21 protein-coding genes are annotated in these 20,857 nt (G+C 62.1%); 11 read left to right on the top strand and 10 right to left on the bottom strand.

Annotated features, from left to right (window positions below; genetic code table 11):
- Positions 1-14 precede the first annotated feature (14 nt).
- The 3 genes from KDW95_RS20640 to KDW95_RS20630 all read right to left on the bottom strand — a co-directional run bounded on the left by KDW95_RS20640 (position 15) and on the right by KDW95_RS20630 (position 3,022).
- Positions 15-1,307: a TRAP transporter large permease gene (locus KDW95_RS20640; protein WP_255853644.1), complete on the bottom strand. Its 1,293-nt coding sequence runs from the start codon at positions 1,305-1,307 to the stop codon at positions 15-17.
- Positions 1,304-1,912 (bottom strand): TRAP transporter small permease subunit, encoded by a 609-nt coding sequence (locus KDW95_RS20635; RefSeq protein WP_255853643.1) that lies wholly within the window; start codon positions 1,910-1,912, stop codon positions 1,304-1,306. Before KDW95_RS20635 ends, KDW95_RS20640 begins: the two co-directional genes overlap by 4 nt.
- Before the next feature lie 69 nt (positions 1,913-1,981).
- A complete protein-coding gene (locus tag KDW95_RS20630; RefSeq protein ID WP_255853642.1) occupies positions 1,982-3,022 on the bottom strand; it encodes a TRAP transporter substrate-binding protein in 1,041 nt (346 codons plus the stop codon).
- A gap of 389 nt (positions 3,023-3,411) precedes the next feature.
- Here KDW95_RS20630 and KDW95_RS20625 point away from each other — a divergent pair, with 389 nt between their 5' ends.
- The 4 genes from KDW95_RS20625 to KDW95_RS20610 all read left to right on the top strand — a co-directional run bounded on the left by KDW95_RS20625 (position 3,412) and on the right by KDW95_RS20610 (position 6,405).
- Positions 3,412-4,068, top strand: coding sequence for a GntR family transcriptional regulator (locus tag KDW95_RS20625; RefSeq protein WP_255853641.1), 657 nt, complete (start codon positions 3,412-3,414; stop codon positions 4,066-4,068).
- A 43-nt stretch (positions 4,069-4,111) separates the two neighbouring features.
- A complete protein-coding gene (locus KDW95_RS20620) occupies positions 4,112-4,441 on the top strand; it encodes a DMT family transporter (protein WP_255853640.1) in 330 nt (109 codons plus the stop codon).
- Between the two features lie 80 nt (positions 4,442-4,521).
- A complete protein-coding gene (locus KDW95_RS20615; protein ID WP_255853639.1) occupies positions 4,522-5,136 on the top strand; it encodes a transglycosylase SLT domain-containing protein in 615 nt (204 codons plus the stop codon).
- Between the two features lie 1,011 nt (positions 5,137-6,147).
- Entirely contained in the window at positions 6,148-6,405 is a 258-nt protein-coding gene (locus KDW95_RS20610; RefSeq protein ID WP_067298141.1) for a hypothetical protein, read from the top strand.
- Between the two features lie 150 nt (positions 6,406-6,555).
- Here KDW95_RS20610 and KDW95_RS20605 read toward each other — a convergent pair whose 3' ends face one another.
- Genes KDW95_RS20605 through pdxH form a run of 4 tightly spaced genes read right to left on the bottom strand, consistent with a single transcriptional unit; the run spans position 6,556 to position 9,003 of the window.
- Entirely contained in the window at positions 6,556-7,188 is a 633-nt protein-coding gene (locus KDW95_RS20605) for a GDSL-type esterase/lipase family protein (RefSeq protein ID WP_255853638.1), read from the bottom strand.
- Positions 7,185-7,661, bottom strand: coding sequence for an FKBP-type peptidyl-prolyl cis-trans isomerase (locus tag KDW95_RS20600; RefSeq protein ID WP_255853637.1), 477 nt, complete (start codon positions 7,659-7,661; stop codon positions 7,185-7,187). Before KDW95_RS20600 ends, KDW95_RS20605 begins: the two co-directional genes overlap by 4 nt.
- A 4-nt stretch (positions 7,662-7,665) precedes the next feature.
- Positions 7,666-8,343, bottom strand: a complete 678-nt coding sequence (locus KDW95_RS20595; protein ID WP_255853636.1) for an alpha/beta hydrolase — start codon at positions 8,341-8,343, stop codon at positions 7,666-7,668.
- A 9-nt stretch (positions 8,344-8,352) separates the two neighbouring features.
- Positions 8,353-9,003 carry a pyridoxamine 5'-phosphate oxidase gene (gene pdxH / locus KDW95_RS20590; RefSeq protein WP_255853635.1) on the bottom strand — a complete coding sequence of 217 codons (651 nt, stop codon included), beginning with the start codon at positions 9,001-9,003 and terminating at the stop codon, positions 8,353-8,355.
- Positions 9,004-9,226: 223 nt separating this feature from the next.
- Here pdxH and KDW95_RS20585 point away from each other — a divergent pair, with 223 nt between their 5' ends.
- From KDW95_RS20585 to KDW95_RS20575, 3 genes are read left to right on the top strand one after another with little or no spacing between them, the layout of a single operon-like run.
- Complete coding sequence (locus KDW95_RS20585) at positions 9,227-10,636, top strand: paraquat-inducible protein A (RefSeq protein ID WP_255853634.1); 1,410 nt, start codon at positions 9,227-9,229, stop codon at positions 10,634-10,636.
- Positions 10,637-10,685: 49 nt separating this feature from the next.
- Positions 10,686-13,427 (top strand): PqiB family protein, encoded by a 2,742-nt coding sequence (locus tag KDW95_RS20580; RefSeq protein WP_255853633.1) that lies wholly within the window; start codon positions 10,686-10,688, stop codon positions 13,425-13,427.
- Positions 13,428-13,434: 7 nt separating this feature from the next.
- Positions 13,435-14,136: a hypothetical protein gene (locus KDW95_RS20575; RefSeq protein WP_255853632.1), complete on the top strand. Its 702-nt coding sequence runs from the start codon at positions 13,435-13,437 to the stop codon at positions 14,134-14,136.
- An 8-nt stretch (positions 14,137-14,144) separates the two neighbouring features.
- On the opposite strand, the gene KDW95_RS20570 is transcribed toward KDW95_RS20575, so the two are convergent.
- The 3 genes from KDW95_RS20570 to KDW95_RS20560 form a co-directional block, all read right to left on the bottom strand.
- Positions 14,145-15,158 carry a hypothetical protein gene (locus tag KDW95_RS20570; protein WP_255853631.1) on the bottom strand — a complete coding sequence of 338 codons (1,014 nt, stop codon included), beginning with the start codon at positions 15,156-15,158 and terminating at the stop codon, positions 14,145-14,147.
- Positions 15,159-15,206: 48 nt separating this feature from the next.
- Complete coding sequence (locus KDW95_RS20565; RefSeq protein WP_255853630.1) at positions 15,207-16,058, bottom strand: alpha/beta fold hydrolase; 852 nt, start codon at positions 16,056-16,058, stop codon at positions 15,207-15,209.
- A gap of 97 nt (positions 16,059-16,155) precedes the next feature.
- Positions 16,156-16,515 carry a PilZ domain-containing protein gene (locus KDW95_RS20560; RefSeq protein ID WP_255853629.1) on the bottom strand — a complete coding sequence of 120 codons (360 nt, stop codon included), beginning with the start codon at positions 16,513-16,515 and terminating at the stop codon, positions 16,156-16,158.
- 155 nt (positions 16,516-16,670) lie between these two features.
- On the opposite strand from KDW95_RS20560, the gene KDW95_RS20555 reads away from it, so the two are divergent.
- From KDW95_RS20555 to dapD, 4 genes are all read left to right on the top strand, one after another.
- Positions 16,671-18,053 carry a class II fumarate hydratase gene (locus KDW95_RS20555; protein ID WP_255853628.1) on the top strand — a complete coding sequence of 461 codons (1,383 nt, stop codon included), beginning with the start codon at positions 16,671-16,673 and terminating at the stop codon, positions 18,051-18,053.
- A gap of 157 nt (positions 18,054-18,210) precedes the next feature.
- Positions 18,211-19,413 (top strand): succinyldiaminopimelate transaminase, encoded by a 1,203-nt coding sequence (gene dapC / locus KDW95_RS20550; protein WP_255853627.1) that lies wholly within the window; start codon positions 18,211-18,213, stop codon positions 19,411-19,413.
- 23 nt (positions 19,414-19,436) lie between these two features.
- Complete coding sequence (locus KDW95_RS20545) at positions 19,437-19,784, top strand: ArsC family reductase (protein ID WP_255853626.1); 348 nt, start codon at positions 19,437-19,439, stop codon at positions 19,782-19,784.
- Positions 19,785-19,822: 38 nt separating this feature from the next.
- Positions 19,823-20,854 carry a 2,3,4,5-tetrahydropyridine-2,6-dicarboxylate N-succinyltransferase gene (dapD, locus tag KDW95_RS20540; RefSeq protein ID WP_255853625.1) on the top strand — a complete coding sequence of 344 codons (1,032 nt, stop codon included), beginning with the start codon at positions 19,823-19,825 and terminating at the stop codon, positions 20,852-20,854.
- Positions 20,855-20,857 lie beyond the last annotated feature (3 nt).

The following is a 20,857-nucleotide window of genomic DNA, read 5'->3' as shown; positions in this document are numbered from 1 at the left end:
ACCCCCGGCGCCCGTTACCACATCAGGTTCGGCAACCAGAGTGCAATCTGCGGCAACGCCATCAGCAGCAGGGTAAACAGCAGCATGATGCCGGCGTAGGGCATCGCGCCCCACATCACTTCGCGGATAGGGCCATTGTCCTTGCGCACGCTCTGCACCACGAACAGGTTCATGCCCACCGGCGGCGTGATCATGCCCAGCTCGCACATCAGCACCACAAAGACCCCGAACCAGATTGGATCGATGCCCAACGCCACCACGATCGGGTAGATCACCGGGATGGTTACCACCTGCATGGACAGCACGTCCATGAACATGCCCAGCAGCACGTAGAACAGCATCAGGATCAGCAGCAAACCGGTGGGCGTCAGCCCAAAACCGGTGACCCAGAGCGTCAATTCATCAATCACGCCGGTAATGCTGACGGTGAGGTTGAGCAGAAAGGCCGCCGTGATGATCAGCATGATCATGCCGGTAATGCGCGCCGTCTGCAGAAAGCTCGCCTCCAGAAAAGGTGCGTCGAGGCGGCCGGCTTTCCAGGTCAGTAGCAGGGCCACCACCACGCCCAGCGCCGCCGATTCGGTGGCCGTGGCGATGCCGAAATAGATACTGCCCATGACAATGCCAAAGAGGATCAGTGGCGGCACCAGGTGCACCGAGGCCGCCAGTTTTTGCGCCAGCGGCAGCGAGGCTTCCCGCGGGCTATCGGTACCACGGTTACTCCAGTAGATGTAGGTCATGAACGCCAGGCTCAGTAACAACCCCGGCAAGAGTCCCGCCATAAACAGCTTGCCGATAGAGTTACTGGTCATGGAGCCGTATACCAGCAGGTTGACGCTCGGCGGAATCAGGATGCCCAGCGTGCCACCCGCGGCCAGGCTGCCCAGCGCCTGTGGCATGGGGTAGCCCCGGGCCTGCAGCGGCGGCAACGCCACGGTGCCGATGGTGGCGGCGGTCGCCACCGAAGAGCCCGAAGTGGCGGAAAACAGGGCACAGCAGCCGATATTGGTGTGCAGTAACCCGCCCGGCAGGCGTCCGAACCAGACCGACAGTGCCTGGTACATGCGATCCGCAATGCCGCTGCGCAACATCAGCTCGCCCAGCAGGATAAACAGCGGAATGGCGGTAAGAATATTTTCGTTCTGTACGCTCCAGATCACAGCCCCCGTGGACTGCAGAAACGGCCAGCCGAAGACCAGCACGCCGGACAGGCCACCCACCGTCACCATGCTGACCGCGATCGGCATGCCCAGCAGGATCATGCCGAGCATCAGGCCGAATGCCAGAAACACCAGCATGACGGTCATGAGGCTAGCTCCCGAGTCTCTGGCGACGCGGTGGCCACCCCTGCCAGAGCCCTGCGCCTGGCAACATCTTCCAGCTCCTGGCGCAACTCCTCATCCAGCCCGCGGGGGCCGAAGCTCTGGTTGAACTCGGCCACCCGGGCCCGTAACAGCAACCGCCCCGCGGCAAATGCCCGCCCCGTGGCACAGAGGGCAAAGAGCAGAAGCCCGCCAAACCAGACGGCCTGCGGGTAAATCAGTGGCGTCGCCCAGGGGGTCTGGGCGGTGCTGCCGTAATCCAGCGTTTCACTGACCTGGATCCAGGCCATCCAGCAGAGCAGCCCGGCCAGTAACGCCATCAGCAGGGTCGCGACCAGGTTCAGTGCGGTTTTCCAGCAGGCGCCCAAACGGGCATGAATCAGGTCAATGCGAATGTGGTTTCGATCCAGCAGTGCCAGGGTAAAGGCAATCGTCGAGCCGGTGGCCAGGGCGTAGCCACCCAGCTCATCCACGCCCTGCAGGGACGCGCCGAACAGCTTGCGCAACAGGGTTTCCAGCGTCACCATCAGCGACAGCAGCACAAAGATCGTGCCGAACACCAGCGCGGCAATACGCTCCGTCATTTTCATGTATCAGTCTCCATGCCGGTGCCAGTGCCCCGCGGTCAGAAACCGCGGGGCACTGTTCTGGCGAGCGGGTTAGTTCAAGCCAATCTTGGCACCCAGGGCTGCACGCCAGTCGGCGGAGCACTCGGCGTTGCTCTTGTCGCAGATTTCAGCCCAGGTCGGGTAGGAGATGGCCTTTACCGCATCCTTCACCAGAGCAATGTCCTGGGCAGTGACGGGCACTTCCACCAGGTCGAACTTGTTGTTGTACAGGCAGGGCTCCTGGCCGACGTTGCAACGCTTGGCGTCTTCAAACAGCGCCTCGGAGTACTGCCAGATATCGTCCGTCAGGGTACTGAAGGCCTGCTCCAGCGTCCCTTGCTGTGCGGGGTTTAGCTTGTTCCAGCTGTTCAGGTTGATGCCGTAGCCATTGATGGCCATCTGGAAGCCCAGTGGCAATACATGGGTGGTCACTTCCGGCCAGCCGGCGGTGTTGGCGGAACTCGGGCCGGTAATGGCGCAATCCACCACACCGAGGGCCAGGCTCTGGTGCACCTCGCCAAAGCTCAGCGGCACCGGGATACCGCCCACCGAGTCAATCACGGCCGCCAGGTTCTGATCATAGACCCGTACCTTGAGCCCCTTGATATCGCCGAGCCTGGTGATGGGCGCATTGCAGAACAGTACCTGGGGACCAAACGGCCAGATACCCAGAAGCTTGGTGTTAAAACGCTCCTGCAGCCGCTTGTCGACCACCGGGCCAAACGCCTGGGTGGTCGCCAGACCTTCAGCATAGGTGGGATTGAGTCCCACCAGGTCGAGGCCGAGAATCGTGGGTTCGTCGCGCGAGACCTGCGAGAAGCGCAGGGAAACGATATCGAAGAGTCCGGACTTGAGCGTGCGCAGTTCCTCCACGTCCTTGATGCCGGTGGCATCCAGCGGCTTGAAGTTGACCTCCAGCGGCAAGCCGGTGCTTTGGGCCAGGTTCTCGAAAAAAGGCTTTTCCTTTTCCTGCTGGATCAGCCCGGTTGCGCCCGGCTGTCCCAGCACTTTCAGCTCTATGGACTCTGCCGCCCACACCGGTGAATTAACCAGACCCAGTGCCAGCATGGCGCTCATGACTGTTTTTTTCATATCGGTATCCCCTTGCATCGCGTGTGTTGATTCTCGCCTTGAACCCGGAACCGGGTCCGGCCAACCCCGGAACCCGCAGCGGCATCCAGCTGCCGAAGACTAAAGCAAGGCCCATACCAATTATGAATAATGAATTATGCATACAATTAACTTATTGATTTTTAATATTTTAATAAGTGCAGCAGGACGCATAACCAATAAAACCCCGTTAGCAGACACGGCCATCAGGCACCGTCAGGGGGCATTTGCAGAACACAAAGGTGCAGGTGTAGCATGCAGGCCGGTTAAAAACCCAATACTCGGCACGTGCGGCTGTGGCCGCACAGGGAATCGGTGCTTTGAATACATCCTCGCAGGGCACATCAAGCCGGCAGGCAGGGCTAAGCCCCTTGCGCAGACCCGCATCGCTGCACCAGGAGGTCGCGGACAGCCTGCGTGAGCTCATCCGGCAGGGCGACCTGGCGCCCGGCTGCAAGATTCCGGAAGCCGAACTCTGCCTGCAGCTGCAGGTATCCCGTACTCCCCTGCGCGAAGCCATCAAGCTGCTCGCCGCCGAAGGCTGGATCGACCTTCTGCTCAATCGCGGCGCGAGAGTCTCCCGCGTCAGCGCCCGCGAAACCCGGGACCTGTTCGAAGTACTGGTTTTCCTTGAACGACAGCTGGGTGACATCCTGGCTGCAAAGCTGTCAGCCCAGGGCCTGAAGCAGCTGGAACAGACACACCGCAGACTCCAGCGGCTGCACCAAAAACGCCGGCGCAGGGAATACAGCCAGCTTAATCAGCAATTTCACCACAGCCTGGCTCAGCTTACCGGCAACCGCATCCTGGCCAGCACTTACCAGGACCTGATGCGACGTGCCAGTCGCGCCCGTTACCTTGCCAACCTGTCAACCAGTCGCTGGGACGAATCCATGGAGGAACACGAAGCCATTATGCAGGCTCTGCGCAGCCAGGATGCCCAGGCCCTGGGCCGCTGTCTTGGTGAGCACCTGGCACGCACCGGTGCAGCAGTGGTCGATGTGCTGGAACAGTTGCAAAACCCTTGAAAATCCCTAGTCCCCCACAACCCGCTGAAAGAGAAGTTTCGCTATGCACTGGCTCTATCTGATCGTCGCCATCGTGGCCGAAGTCATCGGCACTTCCGCCCTCAAGGCTGCGGACGGCTTCACCCGTCCCGGCCCATCGCTGCTGGTGGTAGTCGCCTATGGCGTGTCTTTTCTATTCCTGTCACTGACACTGCGCACCCTGCCTGTCGGCATCGCCTATGCAGTCTGGTCCGGCGTGGGTGTGGTACTGGTCACCATCGTTGCCTGGTTCCTGTACCAGCAGCGACTCGACTGGCCCGCCGTGATCGGCATTGGCCTGATTCTGGCAGGCGTTATGGTGCTGAACCTGTTTTCCAGCACGTCGGCGCACTGAGTCATTATCTTCCCAATAATAAGTGGCTGAATATTCTGGTAATGTTTGTCCACTTAGCAGCATTCAGGGTTAGCCCATCCATGCCACAGACATCCAGACGACTCGCTATCTGCAGCCTGCTCGGGACTGCGCTTCTGGCCGGCTGCAGTAGCGCGCCACCCCGCAAGCCCGACAACCTGTGCGCCATTTTCGAGGAAAAAAGTGACTGGTACGCCGCCGCACTGGACATGAACAAGCGCTGGGGCACCCCGGTGCATGTGCCCATGGCCATCATGTACCAGGAGTCCGGTTTTCGGCACGATGCCCGCCCACCCATGCGCTGGTTCCTCGGCCTTATTCCCTATGGCCGCGCCAGTTCGGCCTACGGCTACAGCCAGGCCAAGACCGGCACCTGGAGCGACTATGAACGGGAAACCGGCAACAGCTGGTCGTCACGGGATGATTTTTCCGATGCCATGGATTTTGTCGGCTGGTATACCCATAAAACCCAGTCACTGAACGGCGTTTCCAAGTGGGATGCCCGCAACCAGTACCTTGCCTACCACGAAGGCTGGGGCGGCTACCGCAACCAGAGTTACAACGCCAAGGGCTGGCTACTCGGCGTTGCCAGCAAGGTTGACCAGCGCTCCAGGCGTTATGCCAGCCAGTACAATCAATGCAAGGATGAGCTCAGCACCGGCGGCTGGTTCTGGTAGTACATCCCAACGTTGAGCTGAGTTGAGCTGAGCTGAGCTGGCGCCCAGTGCACCCGGGACCCGCGCTCCAGGCACTATGCCAGCCAGGACAACCCGTGTAACCCCACCCCCACACAGCAGCCTCGGCACCGGCGGCTGGTTCTGGTAGTACGCCCCCACGCTGAGCCGAGCCGAGTCGAGCGGGTATCAAGTGCATCCAGGCCTCCCGCTCCAAGCGCTATGCCAGCCAGTACCGTCAATGCAAACTCAGCCCTGTAAAAGCCGGCCTCAGCACCGGCGGCTGGTTCTGGTAGTACGCCCCCACGCTGAGCCGAGCCGAGTCGAGCGGGTATCAAGTGTACCCGGGGCCCGCGCTCCAGGCGCTATGCCAGCCAGTACAACCCGTGCAAGCCCCCCCACACAGCAGCCTCGGCACCGGCGGCTGGTTCTGGTAGCACTCCAGCCAGTACAACCCGTGTAACCCCATCCCCACACAGCAGCCTCGGCACCGGCGGCGGGTTCTGGTCGCGCGCCAGCGCTGAGCCGAGCCAGGCTGGCGTCTGGCCCTTATTCCTCACCGTAATAACCCGTCACTGCAGGGCGTTTCCAACTGGGATGCCCGCCCGCACTCCGCTGCCCTGCACTATTGCCAGGGCAACGCATGCACTCACGCCCTGCCCCTTCGCTGCCTTCCCCCCGCACTGCTGCTTCGAGCCCTGCCCTGCGCGTTCATTTTAATAATGGTGATTATTCTAAAAACGTTTATGACTAGTCAATTTAGACTTTAAATCTCTCTTTATATGACTTTAAGTTCTAAATAACCGATCCAGACATTGATTATTTTATTCTTATAAAACAACAACTTATAAACTCCAATCAAAAGCACCAAAATGACCTCGAATTTAATTAAAAAATCCTTTTAAAACATGTACTTAAAGACCTTAAGAATAGCGCTTAAAATTGCGGGAATTCCATACAGGATATATACTTATCACTATTACAAAAATGATTAATCAAATAGGAATTAAGATAATGCAGGAAAGAGAAATAAAACTTCTTTTCAAGGCCGGCGTATTCGATTCCTGCCAGGCCATTCCGGTGTCGATGGCACGGGGCTGGACGCTAAAGTTTGTCGCCAAGGACAACGAAGTGGTGACGCTGGATCTGCAGCGCAGCAAATCCGAACGCGAATTCAAAAGCCTGGATGGCGCGGCCGCCGTGGCCCGGCGCATCGGTTTTGAATGGCTGAATGTGCAGATTGGGGATTTAAAGTGGCGCGAGAAGATGTAACAGCGGACACGACATCAGCGGTGGCTGTGCCATGCGTAATGCAACGCGGGTGTTACGGTACACAAGAAGGTGTAACCGGTGGCATTGCACCACCGAAATCACACCAGCGCCCCAGCCTGGCAGCGCCCGTGATATTAAACCAGGCCGGTATCAGATCGCTCCGGCGTCGCGCAGCAGCGCCAGCAACTGGCTGGCGATCAACGCGTAGCCTGACGCATTGGGATGCGTCTGATCGGACTTGAGCGCGGGGTCAGACAGGGTGTCCGCAATGGCATCGGGCAGATACACCAACCCGTACTCCTCGGCCAGCTGGGCATAGAACGGGGCCGTGCGCACCAGCAGTGTCGGCTTGGGCACACCCAGCAGCACCACCTGCGCGCCCTTTGCCTGGGCCAGCTCTATCATGGCGGCCAGCTGGGCACGAATACGCGCGTCAGGCTGCCCGCGCAACAGGTTGTTGCCACCGTGGCACAGCAGCACCAGCGCAACAGGCTCTTCGTCCAGTAGCTGTTGCAGGCGCGCCAGCCCGTCCTCGGCCAATTCCCCCGGTACGCCGGCGTTTCGCACCTGCCAGCCCGTCGCCTCGGCCACCCGGGCCGGATAACTCTGCGCGTCATCGGCCCCGGTGCCATACGTCAGGCTGTCACCGAACGCCAGCACCCGGGTGCCCGGGGCAAGGTACGGCAGTTCGGGCTCCCGGCCACAGCCGGTGAGCAGCACCACAAGGCAGAGCAGCCAGAAAGCACCACTGACCGCCCGGCCTGGCCCGGCAAGCGGCCTCATGCGTCCGGCAACTCCACCCGCCCTGCGCCGAGTTCCGCGTCGGTGGCGGCGCGCACGGCCATGATTTCTATTTCAAAATCCAGCGTGCGGCCCGCATAGGGGTGATTGCTGTCTACAGTGACGCCCTCGTCATCAATATCCACCACCGTGGCCAGCTCCAGCGTGCCCTCGTCGTCTTCCAGCTGACAGCTGAAACCGATGCCGAAATCCTCCAGTCCGTCGAAGAACGATGCTTCCAGCGTACGTACCTTGTCGTCGTCATAGAGGCCATAGCCCAGCTGTGGCGCAACCTTCACCCGCAGAATCTCGCCGGCTTCGTGACCGGCCATGGCCTGCTCCAGCCCGGCGATAATATTGGCGTGGCCATGCAGGTAAGGCAGTGCATCACCATCACGGGTATCCACTTCCAGTACGCCGTCGTCATCGAACAGGCGGTAATGGAAACTGACAACGGTATTCTCGGCCACTTTCATGGGTTTATTCCTTTTCAGACAGATGCAGGGTTAGCCAGGCGCCCAATTGCTGCAGTTCGGGCAGGCAGACTTCATGACCCATGGGGTAGTCGAGCCACTGGGGTGCCAGGCCGAGGGTCTGCAACGCCTCGCGGGCACGCAGACCCAGCTGCAACGGCACCACCTCGTCCTGGCTGCCGTGACAGATCAGGACGGGCAGATCGGCGTTGACGCTATCCATCTCGGCCGCCATGCGGTCTGCCGTGGCCAGGTAGGTAGACAGCGCCGCCACGCCACCGAGTTTTTTCGGGTAGCGCAGGGCCGTATGGTAGGCCACGGCACCGCCCTGGGAAAAGCCGAACAGGAAGATCCGCTCACTGGGAACACCGGCGGCAATCTCCCGCTCGATCAGATCCCCGATCTGCTGTGCCGAGACATCCAGCGAAGCCTGGTCGATCTTGCGATCGATATTCATTTCCAGAATGTCGTACCAGGCCGGCATACGCATGCCGCCATTCACCGTCACCGGACGCACCGGGGCATTGGGAAAGACAAAGCGCACACCAGCATCGGCGGGCAACTCCAGGTAAGGCACCACGGGCACGAAGTCGCCGCCGTCGGCGCCCAGGCCGTGCAGCCAGATCACACTGGCGCGCACCGCGCCCCGGGGTTCAGTGGTTTGGCAAGGCAGACAGGTCGTCATGTTCACTCCTCAAGGCTGAAGTCGTTCGATGATCCAGGCGCCGTCCTGCAGACGGTAACGCATGCGATCGTGCAGGCGGCTTTCGCGGCCCTGCCAGAATTCAAACGCCACCGGCACCAACCGGTAGCCGCCCCACTGTTCGGGCTTGGGTATCGGGCCATCACCATGCTGGCGCCGCAGTTCCTCGACACGCTGCTCCAGCACCGAGCGGCTATCCACCACCGCGCTTTGCTGCGACGCCGCGGCACTCAGGCGGCTGCCCAGCGGACGTTCGGCAAAGTAGCTCCGGGCATCGGCATCCGGCAGGCGCTCTACCTTGCCCGAGATGCGCACCTGGCGCTCCAGCAGCGGCCAGTAGAACATCAGTTCGGCCTGGGGGTTTTCGGCCAGGTCCTGCCCCTTGTGGCTGCGGTAGTCGCTGTACCAGCAAAAGCCCGCCGCATCAAAGTGCTTGAGCAGCACGATGCGCGCCGACGGCATGCCGCCGACAGATGCTGTTGCCAAGGTCATGGACGTCGCATCCCGGGGCATCAGAACCTTGATTTCGTTCATCCAGCGGTCGAACTGCTCCATCGGGTCACCCGCACAGTCCACCAGATTCAGCGCCTGGGCCTCGTACTCGCGCCGCAGTCCCTTGAAATCACCCCTGTTGTCGGTCATGGCAGTCCTCTTGGTCGCGCCCGGTTGCACAGAGCGCGCAAGCCGGGGGCTTTAGCCTCCCGGCGCTGTGTTTATCGACAGGCGCTGGTCTTGTCACTCACAAGCGCTGCACCTTTATTCATTAGCGCTGCACTATAACGGATCAGGCCCGCGGTACAAGGGCCCAACCGGCGAACAGCCACAGGGCTTGCGCTGGCGCAAGCAGGCACCGCCGTGCCGTTGAGTGCGCGGGCTGATCCAACAGGCGCTGGGCAGCGGGCGGGAATCTGGCATACTGGGACCTTTGCCGGCACGGCCCCTGATGGGCCAGGCGGCGTCTGCCCGCTGCGGAGATACGCTCAATACCATGGAAAACATGATCGCCTGCCACGACTGCGATCTGCTGCTGACCCGACCCGAGGTGCCACCGGGCAGCGTGGCGCAGTGTCCACGCTGCGGTTCCACCCTGATCGCCCGCAGCGTCAACAGCATCGAACGCAGCCTGGCTCTGGCCATTGCCGGGCTGATCCTGTTTTTGCCAGCCAACCTGTATCCGCTGCTGACTCTCGAAGCCGTTGGCATTCGCCAGAGCCAGACGGTGTTTTCCAGCGCCATGTCGCTTTACGACGATGGCCTCTGGCTGGTGGCCCTGCTCATTCTGCTGTTCGTCATGCTGGTGCCGCTGGTGAAGCTGCTGTTGCTGCTTTATGTCAGCGCATCCTTGCACGGCCGTGGTCTGTGGCGCGGCACCGCCCTGGCGCTGCGCAGCTATCAGCACCTGGATGAATGGGGCATGCTGGAGGTCTACCTGCTCGGCGTTGCGGTCTCGGTGGTCAAGCTGATCGACGTCGCCGCGATCCAGCCAGGCCTTGGTCTCTACAGCCTTGTGGCGCTGATCCTGGTGACCCTGCTCAGCTCCACCATGCTCAACCGGGACCTGTTCTGGCACCTGATTGGCGAACGGCTCCCCCACCCGGTATCCGGTCTTGCCCCTGCCTGCGCGCCGGACGCGGCCCCCATCTGCTGCCACGACTGCAGCCTGCTGTGCCCGCCGGCCATGGAAGACACTCACTGCCCGCGCTGCCATGCCAAACTGCATGCCCGCACACCCAACTCCCTCAGCTGGACCTGGGCACTGCTATGCTCGGCCCTGTTTCTGCTGCTGCCGGCCAACCTGCTGCCAATCATGACCATACGCACCCTGGGCCGCGGCGAGCCGAGCACCATCATGGAAGGCGTTATCGAGCTGACCCAGCACGGCCTGTTCTGGATCGCGCTGGTGGTGCTGGTCGCCAGCGTGATCATTCCGGTGGGCAAGCTGATCGGCATGCTTATTCTGCTGCTCAGCGTACAGCTGGGATGGACCACCAACCTGCGTCAGAAAATGCTCATGTTCCGCTTTGTCGAGTGGGTCGGACGCTGGTCCATGCTGGACATTTTCGTCGTCGGTATCCTGGTGGCGCTGGTACAGCTGGGCAACCTGACCCATATTATCGGCAACCACGGCGCCACCGCCTTTGCCGGGGTGGTGATCTGTACGATGCTGGCGGCGCAGAAATTCGACACCCGGCTGATCTGGGATCGGCACCAGGCAGGCTCGACCGGCGCCAGCAGCGATCCTGGCGACGACCTGTGCGAACCGCCACGATCATGATACAAAACAGACGCTATGCTGGGTTTGATACTCCAATTGAGGCTGTACAATGACTGACGCTACACCCGCCGCACCGGCTGTTGTCCGCCGCCATCGAGGCCCGTCTGCCGTGTGGATTCTGCCATTGCTGGCAGCGTTGATCGCCGGCTGGCTGGTGTACAAGAGCTACCGCGAGGCCGGTATCCAGATCGAGGTGGTGTTCGACTCGGCCGAAGGCCTGGAGATCAACAAGACCAAGCTGCTGTACAAGGGTTTGCCCGGTGGCACCCTGAAATCCCTGCGCCTGAACGAGGATCTCAAGACCGTCACCGCGGTGATCGAGGTGGCGCCCGAGGCCGAACAGCTGCTGCGCGAAGGCACCGAGTTCTGGCTGGTCAAACCCCAGGTGTCGCTGTCCGGCGTGCGCGGTCTCGAAACCCTGCTGTCGGGCTATTACATTGGTATCAAGCCCGGCGAAGGCATACCCGCGCGCTTTTTCCGCGCCCGCAATGACCTGCCACCGCCGGACAAGAACGACGCTGGCCTGTATATCACCCTCTTCGCCGACAGCGCGGAATCCATCAACCGGGGCTCACGCGTCTACTACCGTCATATCGATGTTGGCGAGGTGGTGGATTACCGCCTCTCCGGCGAAGCCGACGACATCCAGCTCGACGTCTACATCGAGCCGCGCTACACCTACCTGGTGAAGAAAAACTCCCGCTTCTGGAACGCCAGCGGCATCCAGGTGAAGGCGGATTTGCCCAAGGTGGATATTCGCATCGGCTCCCTCGCCGCCATCATTGCCGGCGGCATCCACTTTATCAACGAAGACTATGAGTCACCGTCTGCCAGCAACGGCGACCAGTTCAAGCTCTATGCCGACTTTGAAGCCGCGGAAAACGGCATCGAAGTGGAACTGCTGTTTCCCGGTACCACCGCACTGGGCGAAAACACCGAGGTGGTCAGCCAGGGGATTCGCATCGGCCGCATCCGCAGCCTGCAGCTGAGCGATGACTTCAGCCAGCTGCGTGCCCAGCTGCTGATCGACCCCCGCGCACGCAACCTGCTGCGCACCGGCAGCCGTTTCTGGCTGGAGCGACCGGAGCTGACCCTGGACAGCCTGGGCGACTGGCGCAAGCTGGTGAAAGGCAGCTTTATCAACCTGGAACCCGGCACCGGCCACGAACAGTTCAGCTTTACCGCGCTGGACTCCGCCCCGGTAAAGGCGGCGGTACACAGTGGCCTGGCGCTGGAGCTGGTCACCGACCAGCTGGGGTCCATCTCCCGCGGCTCGCCGATCCTGTTCCGCCAGCTGCCGGTGGGCGAAGTCGTGGGCTATGAGCTGATCGACAAGGGCCAGCAGGTGCTGATCCATGCCGTCGTGCGCGAGCAGTACCGCGACCTGGTGGCCAGCCACAGTCGCTTCTGGAACAGCAGCGGCATACGCTTTGCCGCGGGACTGGAGGGGGTCAAACTGCAAACCGAGTCGCTGCACACCCTGGTTAGCGGGGGCATCAGCTTCTTTACGCCGGACGTGCGCGAGTCCCGTGCCGCCAGTGACGGCCAGCGCATGCGCCTCTATGACGACTTCGATGCCGCCTCCGCCCAGGGCAAGCTGCTCTATGCCGAGCGCGCCGACAAGCTAAGCATCAAACTGCACGCCAGGAGCCTGGGGTCCATCGCCGTGGGCTCTGCGGTGCTCTACAAGCAAATCAAGGTGGGACGCGTCAGTCATTACCGCCTGCAGCCCAGCGCAGACAGCGTCGAGATTGAACTGCTCATCGACAAACCCTACCGGCACCTGATCAGCACAGCCTCGCGTTTCTGGAACGCCAGCGGCGTCGCGGCGGACTTCGACCTGCAGCAGGGCCTCAGGCTGCAAACCGAATCCCTCGCCAGCCTGGTCGCCGGCGGCATCGCCTTCGATACTCCCGAGGGCGGTAGCCCCATCGAGGCCGGACAGCTGTTTTCGCTCTATGCCGACCAGGCCAGCAGTGTCGAACAGGGACTGGAGATCCGCATCCTGTTTCCGCCGGACCGCCAGTTGCAGGCCGGTGCCCCCATACGCTATCGCGGCCTCGCTGTCGGGCGTATCGAGCAGGTTCGGCTGTACGATGCCCAGGGCACCATCGATGCCACCGCCGTGCTGTTCCGCGAAGGCCATTTTCTGGCCCGCAAGGGCAGCCGTTTCTGGATAGAAGAACCCGAGGTGCGGCTCTCCGCCATCAGCAACCCGGCGGCTATCCTGTTCGGCAACCATGTCGAGGTCAGCGCGGGCCAGCCCGATGCAGACCCAAGCAGCTACTTCGTCGCCGCTGCCAGCGCACCCGAGGGCGCCCGGGGCTACGGTCTCAACCTGGTGCTCAACGCCGACCAGCTCGGCGCCCTGGAAAAGGGCAGCCGGGTGTTCTATCGCCAGGTGCCGGTGGGGGAAGTGACGGGTTTCAGGCTCACCGGTGATGGCCAGTCGGTGGACGTCTTTGCCCATATCCAGGCCGAGCACGCCCACCTAGTGCGGCCAGGCAGCCAGTTCTGGAATATCAGTGGTTTCAGTGCCGAATTCAGCTTTACGCGGGGGCTGAAGATCGACGGCGATTCCCTGGAAAGCTTTGTGGGCGGCGGTATTGCCTTCCAGTCACCGCCAGGCGGCGAACGGGTGAGCAACGGCAGCCGCTACCCCCTGCTGGAACAAAAACCCGGCCCATCCGGAGCCGGCGACGCCATTGAGGCCCCCGAACTGCAAGCACCCAAGCCCACCCGGGCGCCCGCCTCGGGCGACCTGTCTAAACTCGAGCTGGAAAACGGATGATGCCACCATGAAGCGATCACCACTCATCTTGCTGATACTGCTGCTGTCGCTGGGGCTCAGTGCCTGCGCCCCGCAGCAGCAGGAACGCCCGTTCCAGATGCGCAACCTGGCCAAGTCGGATATCGACATGGTGACCGACGCTCATATCGCCGAGGTCAATCGCCTGAGCCGCGACCTGATGCTCAAGCTGTACAAGCGCAATCCGCGCGAGCTCGCCAAGGCGCCCCCCGGCACCACCGTGGCACAGCGCATGTACCAGCTGTTTGAATTTCCCCGCAAGACCCGCTTTGACGAGCTAAACAATCGCTATGGCATCCATGCCGTGCCGCTGGCCTTCGACCCCGCTTTCGAGGGAGACCGCGTGCTCGCGCTGATGGTGGGCATCAGCGGCATGATCCACAGTGCCTATAACGGCCAGGACGAATTCTTTCTGCTCGACGAGATCGACCAGCAAAAGCTCTATAACAGTGCCCGCAATCTGGAAAAAATCGCCTGGCAGCTGAACAACGCCCGCCAGGCAGATGGCGAACTGTTTCTGTACAGCAACGGCTTGAGCGAGGTTGGCATCGGCAATCTGAGTTTTGCCCGCACCTTTGGCAAGCTGATTGCCCTGCAGGACATGATGGCGCGCATCGTCGCCGATACCCAGAACCGCACCATCAACAAGGTACTGCACGGCGCCGCGTCGACGGTTCTGCTGCCGATCTGATACCGGAATCAGTGCCCGGGACCACAGTCAGCCAGCGGGCGGTTAATGCGGATATCGCAGATCTTGTGGTTATCGTTCAGCTGCAGCACGACATCGGCACGCGCCGGCATGTCCTCCAGCATCGCCCGGGTCAGGCGCTCGTAGTGCTGGATAAAACGCAGAATTTCCGCTTCTCCCATGATCCGCAGCGGCTCGCGGGATGCCCGGGTGTCGATGAGATACTGCATGCGCTGCGCCAGTTTTTTCTCCTGCTGCGAGCGCCACTCGTAGACCGCCTCCATGCTCGGCACCCTGAGCATCAGCGTCACATCCACCAGGGCGAACAGCTCGGCGTAGGGCCCCTCAAGCTGCGCATTGACATAACGGCGCCAGACAGCCTCCGGGTCTTCGAGCCGTTCCAGTGCATTGACCGGTGTCTGCAGCTGCGCATCGCTCTGGGCGCTGGCACCGACACACCAGCCCTCCAGCACCACCACATCGACGCCAGCGGGCCACTCGCGCCACACGGACGCAGGACAACGATCATCGATCGACTTGTCGAACACCGGTATGCGGCCTGCCGCCTCGTGCTCGCCGCGTTTCAGCGCTTGCAGCAACGCGATGCCAAGCTCCACATCATGACTGCCCGGTACGCCCCGGGTCCGTAACAGTGGATGTATCTCGGCCCCCAGGCGCTCGCGCTCGGCCCTTGTCTTGTAGAGGTCATCGATGGACAAACCCGCCACACGCAGGCCGAAGCCTTCGCTCAGGGCAATCTCCAGCAGGGTAAAAAGAGTGGACTTGCCGGCCCCCTGGGCACCATTCAGCCCCACTACCAGCGGCGCACCCTGGTGCCGCTGACGACAGGTTATCCAGGCGGCCAGGGGGACGTAGATGGCTTCAAACATCTCCACCAGGCCTATATCCACCCTGAGGGATTCCAGCGTAGAGGCAAAGGCGCGTTCCAGTGCCTGCACCGCCTGGCGCCGTTGCGCCGCGCTCAGGCACAGCTGATCCTCGGGCCAGCGGGTTAACACACTCATTCAGACTCCAAAAACAAACTCGGTGGCGATCAGGCAGCGGCCATCCGTTTAGCGATGCTGGTGGCTGCGCAGCCAGGCGACCACGGCCTCTATCTGCGGTGGGTCCATCAGCGATGGCGCGTGGGCGATGCCTGGCAGGCTCAGCAGCTGCATGGCCGGATTTTCCTGCCCCATGCGGGCCACGGTATCGGCCAGCAATACATCCGACGCCTCGCCCCAGATCAGCATCTGCGGGCAGCGGATCTGTTGCCACAGCTCCCACAGGTCCACATCCTCGTCGCTACTGAGGCGCAGGTTTTCGGCGATCGCAGGGTCATAGTGCAGCGCCAGGGAGCCGTCTTCCAGCATCCTTGTACCGGTCTGTGCCAGGCGGCGCCACTGGCTGGCGCTCAGGCTCCCCAGCGCCGGGTAGGTCTGGCGCAGCCAGGCCTCACAGGCCTCGATGCTGTCAAAGCGGCGGTCTTCAAGGTAGTCGGCAATGCGCTGCAGTGCCGCCCGGGGCACGAAGGGGCCGATATCATTCAGCAGCAGGGAGCGGATGGGGCTGTTGGGCAGCGCCGCCAGGCAGATGCCGATCAGCCCACCCATGGAGGTGCCGACCCAGTCGACCTTGTCGATGTTCAAGCGTGCCAGCAGTGCCGCCATATCGTTCATGTACTGCGGAATCTGGTAGGCGCTGGCCGGACTCAACCAGTCACTGTGACCTCGCCCGGCGATATCCGGGCAGACGACCCGGTAATCCCGCGCCAGGGCCTGGGCCAGATCATCGAAATCGCGACTGTTGCGCGCCAGGCCATGTACGCAGACCACCACCCGGTCATTCTCGACGCTGCCCCATTCGTGATACACGAGACGGTGAAAACCGCTGCTACTCAGTGCACTGATCGAACCTGTCCGCATTGCCTGACTCTCCCCTGCGCAGTATCCATGGCCGTTATGCGCACCGCAAAAAACGACCCTCAAGCTACGGTAGCATGATCACAGTGACCGCAACATCTCAGCCCAGGCGCGCTTCTATATAACGGTTCAGCGCGTCCTGGCTCTGCGAGGGGAGGCTGAGAATTTTCAGACCTACCTGGAAGCAATCCTGGGCCAGGCGTCGACTGTGTACCACCCGGCAATGACAGTGCACCGAGGCCGCTTCAAGCCCGAAGTGCAGGTTCAGCTCCAGCGGAATGCCGGCCACCCGCTCCCGCCGTGCGCCCAGCAGGGCTTCCAGTTCGCCCTGGCCTTCCACCAGTGCGCCACTAAGGCTGAGATAAATCAGACGCACATCCACGCAATCGCCGTGAAACGGCTCCAGCTCCGCCGGCAAATCCACGCTCACCCGGGGGTGCAGCCGCATATCGGTTTTCATGATGCAATCCTCCGAGATATCGCCCCGTCTTTATTCAGGCGGCATGCTACCGCAACGCCCTTATTCCTCACCACGAACAAGGGCTCCTCGCCCGCGAACTATAGTTAGGTATAGCAGCAGCCCCGACCCGGGGTGCAACAGCCAGGAGACTTCCCATGAGCCAGTTTCGTCACGAGCAAGACAGCATGGGTACCCTGCAGGTGCCGGCCGATGCCCTCTATGGCGCCCAGACCCAGCGCGCTGTGGATAACTTTCCCATCAGCGGCCTGACCCTGCCCGTTCCCTTTATTCGTGCGCTGGGGCTGATCAAGGCCGCCGCCGCCCAGTGCAATGTCGAGCTGGGGCTGATGAACGCCGAAATCGGCTCCGCCATCCGCCAGGCAGCGCTGGAAATTGCCGCCGGCAAGCACCACGACCAGTTCCCGGTGGATGTATTCCAGACCGGCTCCGGCACCAGCTCCAACATGAACGCCAACGAGGTGATCGCCCACCTGGCCTCGGACTATTGCGGCCAGCCAGTGGAGCCGAACGACCAGGTCAACATGGGGCAAAGTTCCAACGATGTCATCCCCACCGCCATTCACCTCGGCGCAGCACTGGTGCTGGATGAATCCCTGCTGCCGGCGCTGCATCACCTGCAGGTCAGCATCGACAGCAAGGCTCACAGCCTCGAAGGGCTGATCAAGACCGGCCGCACCCACCTGATGGATGCGATGCCGGTGCAGCTGTCGCAGTCCATGTCCGGCTGGTCCGGCCAGATTCAGCTCGGCATCCGGCGCCTGGAAGACAGCCGTACCCGCCTGCACCAGATCGCCCAGGGTGGCTCGGCGGTCGGCACCGGTATTAATGTACACCCGGAATTTTCCGCCCGCTTTGCCCGCACCCTCAGCACCCTGACCGGGCTTGCATTTGAACCCGCCGACAACCTGTTCTGCGCCCTGGCCTGCCAGGATACGGCGGTGGAGGTCTCCGGCCAGCTCAAGGCGCTGGCCTGCGCCCTGCTGAAAATCGCCAACGACCTGCGCTGGATGAACTCGGGGCCACTGGCGGGCCTCGGAGAAATCGAGCTGCAGGCGCTGCAGCCGGGTTCATCCATCATGCCCGGCAAAGTCAACCCGGTTATTCCCGAAGCCGTGATGATGGTCGCCGCTCAGGTCATCGGCAATGATGCCGCCATCAGCGTCGGCGGACAGCACGGTAATTTCGAACTCAATGTGATGCTGCCGCTGATTGCCCATAACCTGCTGGAAAGCGAAACGCTGCTGGCCAGTGCCGCCCGCCAGCTGGCGGACAAGGCCATCGCCACCTTCAGTGTCAACCAGGGCAATATCAGCGCAGCCCTGGCGCGCAACCCCATCCTGGTGACGGCGCTGAACCCCATCATCGGCTACCAGAAGGCCGCCGCCATCGCCAAGCAGGCCTACGCCCAGGGACGCCCCGTAATCGATGTGGCGGCGGAGCTCACCGGCTTGAGCGAAGCGGAGCTGGAAAAGCTGCTCGACCCCGCCCGCCTGACCCGGGGCGGCATTCAGGGCTAAGAGACCTGCGGATTCGCCCCGGCGACTGCAAACAAATCTGCCATAAGCGTCACGGGGCTTAATCGCCGGGGCCGGATTCGCTATAATCCCGTACCATTTTTCAAATCCATTGCCCGGCCTACTCCAAGCCGTCACAGCAGCAGGGACATTATTTGCCATGAATCGGGACCTCGACAAGCTTCAGCCCTACCCGTTCGCAAAGCTGGCCGACCTTAAGGCACAGGTCACGCCGCCCGCCGACAAGGCCCACATCGCCCTGTCCATCGGTGAACCCAAGCACCCGTCGCCGGCCTTCGTGGCCCAGGCCCTGACCGACAACATCGGCTATCTGGCGAACTACCCCACCACCGCAGGCCTGCCGGAACTACGCCAGACCATCGCCGACTGGTGCACGCGCCGCTTCAACCTGGCTGCTGACAGCCTGAGTGCGGAGCGTCATGTGCTGCCGGTGAATGGCACCCGTGAGGCCATCTTCGCCTTCGCCCAGGCCGCCGTTGAGCGCAAGCATGATGCCCTGGTACTGTCGCCCAACCCCTTCTACCAGATCTACGAAGGGGCGGCCTACCTGGCCGGCGCCGAACCGCTGTTCCTGAACTGCGATGCCGAACGCAATTTCATCCCCGATTTCGATGCCGTACCGGCGGATGTCTGGCAGCGCTGCCAGCTGCTGTTCCTGTGCTCGCCCGGCAACCCCACCGGTACCGTGATCGGGCGCGATGTACTGAGCAGGCTGATCGCCCTGTCGGATGAGCACGACTTCATCATTGCCTCGGACGAGTGCTACTCCGAAATCTACTTCGATGAAGCCGAGCCGCCGGTAGGCCTGCTGCAGGTGTGCGCAGAACTTGGCCGCGATGACTACCGCAATTGCGTGGTGTTCCACAGCCTGTCCAAGCGCTCCAACCTGCCGGGCCTGCGTTCCGGCTTTATCGCCGGCGACGCCGACCTGATCGTGCCGTTCCTCAGCTACCGCACCTACCACGGCAGCTCCATGCCGGTGCAGCACCAGCTGGCCTCCATCGCCGCCTGGAACGACGAAGCCCATGTACTGGAAAACCGCGACAAGTATCGCGAGAAGTTCAGCAAGGTGCTGGAAATCCTGGCCCCGGTGATGGATGTGCGCATGCCCGATGCCGGTTTTTATCTCTGGGCCCCCACGCCTATCGATGACGACCGCTTCGCCCAGGGCCTGTTCGAGCAGCAAAACGTCACCGTGCTGCCGGGACGCTACCTGTCCCGCGAAGCCGATGGCCGCCTGCCGGGCGCAGGCTATGTGCGCATGGCGCTGGTCGCCACGGTCGAGGAGTGCGTTGACGCGGCACAGCGCATCCGCGCCTACGTCGAAAGCCTGAACGCCTGAACGCCTGACACATCGGAGCCTGCATGATCTGCCTGTACGGAATCAAGAACTGCGACACCATCAAGAAAGCCCGCAACTGGCTTGAAAGCAGCAGCATCGAGTACCGCTTTCACGATTACCGGGTCGATGGCCTGGAGCGTGCCCAGCTGGAAAGCTGGGCGGCGGAGCTGGGCTGGGAAGCGCTGCTGAACAAGCGCGGCACCACCTGGCGCACCCAGCCAGACAGCGTCAAGAACAGTATCGATGAAGCCAGTGCCATCGCGCTGATGCTGCAGCATCCGGCCATGATCAAGCGGCCCCTGCTGGATACCGGCAAGGCTCGCCACCTGGGCTTCAAGACCGCCGACTACGCGACCTGGCTCCAAAGCTGAGCCATACACGAATTTTCAAACGATTACGGAGTAACAGCATGACAAATTTTGCATTCGGCCTGGGCATTGGCACCAAATCCGCCAGCGGTGAGTGGCTCGAGGTGTACTACAACACCCCGCTGCTGAACGCACCGGCCGAGATGATCAGCGCCGTTGCCACGGCAGTCGGCTACACCGGCGGCAACCAGACGCTGGAAATCGAACAGGCGCAGCTCAAGGCGCTGGAAGCGGCCTTCCTGTCGGTGGATGCCGAAGACCAGGCGGAAATCGTCGAGGTGCTCGAAGGCACCCGCCAGCCGCTGGTGCTGTGCATCCTGGAAACCGACGCAGAGCCCGCCACCACGGCCGAGGTCTACCTCAAGCTCAGCCTGCTGTCCCACCGCCTGGTCAAGCCCCACGGACTGAACCTGGCCGGCATGTTCGGCAAGCTGCCCAACGTCGCCTGGACCACGGAAGGCGCCATTGCCCTGGATGAACTGCCCAAACGCCAGCTGGCCGCCCGCGCCCAGGGCCGCGTGCTGGATGTGCACTCTGTCGACAAGTTCCCCAAGATGACCAACTACGTGGTGCCGGCCGGTATCCGTGTCGGTGATGCCGCGCGCATCCGCCTGGGTGCCCACGTGGGCGAAGGCACCACCGTGATGCACGAAGGCTTCATCAACTTCAACGCCGGCACCCTGGGTGTTTCCATGGTTGAAGGCCGCATCTCGGCCGGCGTCGTCGTTGGCAACGGTTCGGACCTGGGCGGCGGCTGCTCCACCATGGGTACGCTCTCCGGTGGCAACAACGTAGTGATTTCCGTGGGTGAAAACTGCCTGCTGGGCGCCAATGCCGGCCTCGGCCTGCCGCTGGGCGATCGCTGCACCATCGAAGCGGGCCTGTACCTGACCGGCAGCTCCAAGGTTGCCCTGCTGGATGACCAGAACAACGAGGTTGCCGTGCTGAAGGCATCGGAACTGGCCGGCAAGCCGGACATGCTGTTCCGTCGCAACTCGCTCACCGGTCGCATCGAAGCCAAGACCAACAAGAGCGCCATCGAGCTCAACGCCGATCTGCACAAGCACAACTAAGAC

Source organism: Marinobacterium rhizophilum (assembly GCF_024397915.1).
GTDB classification, from domain to species: Bacteria; Pseudomonadota; Gammaproteobacteria; order Pseudomonadales; family Balneatricaceae; genus Marinobacterium_A; species Marinobacterium_A rhizophilum_A.
This window is presented reverse-complemented; position numbering and strand designations above follow the sequence as displayed.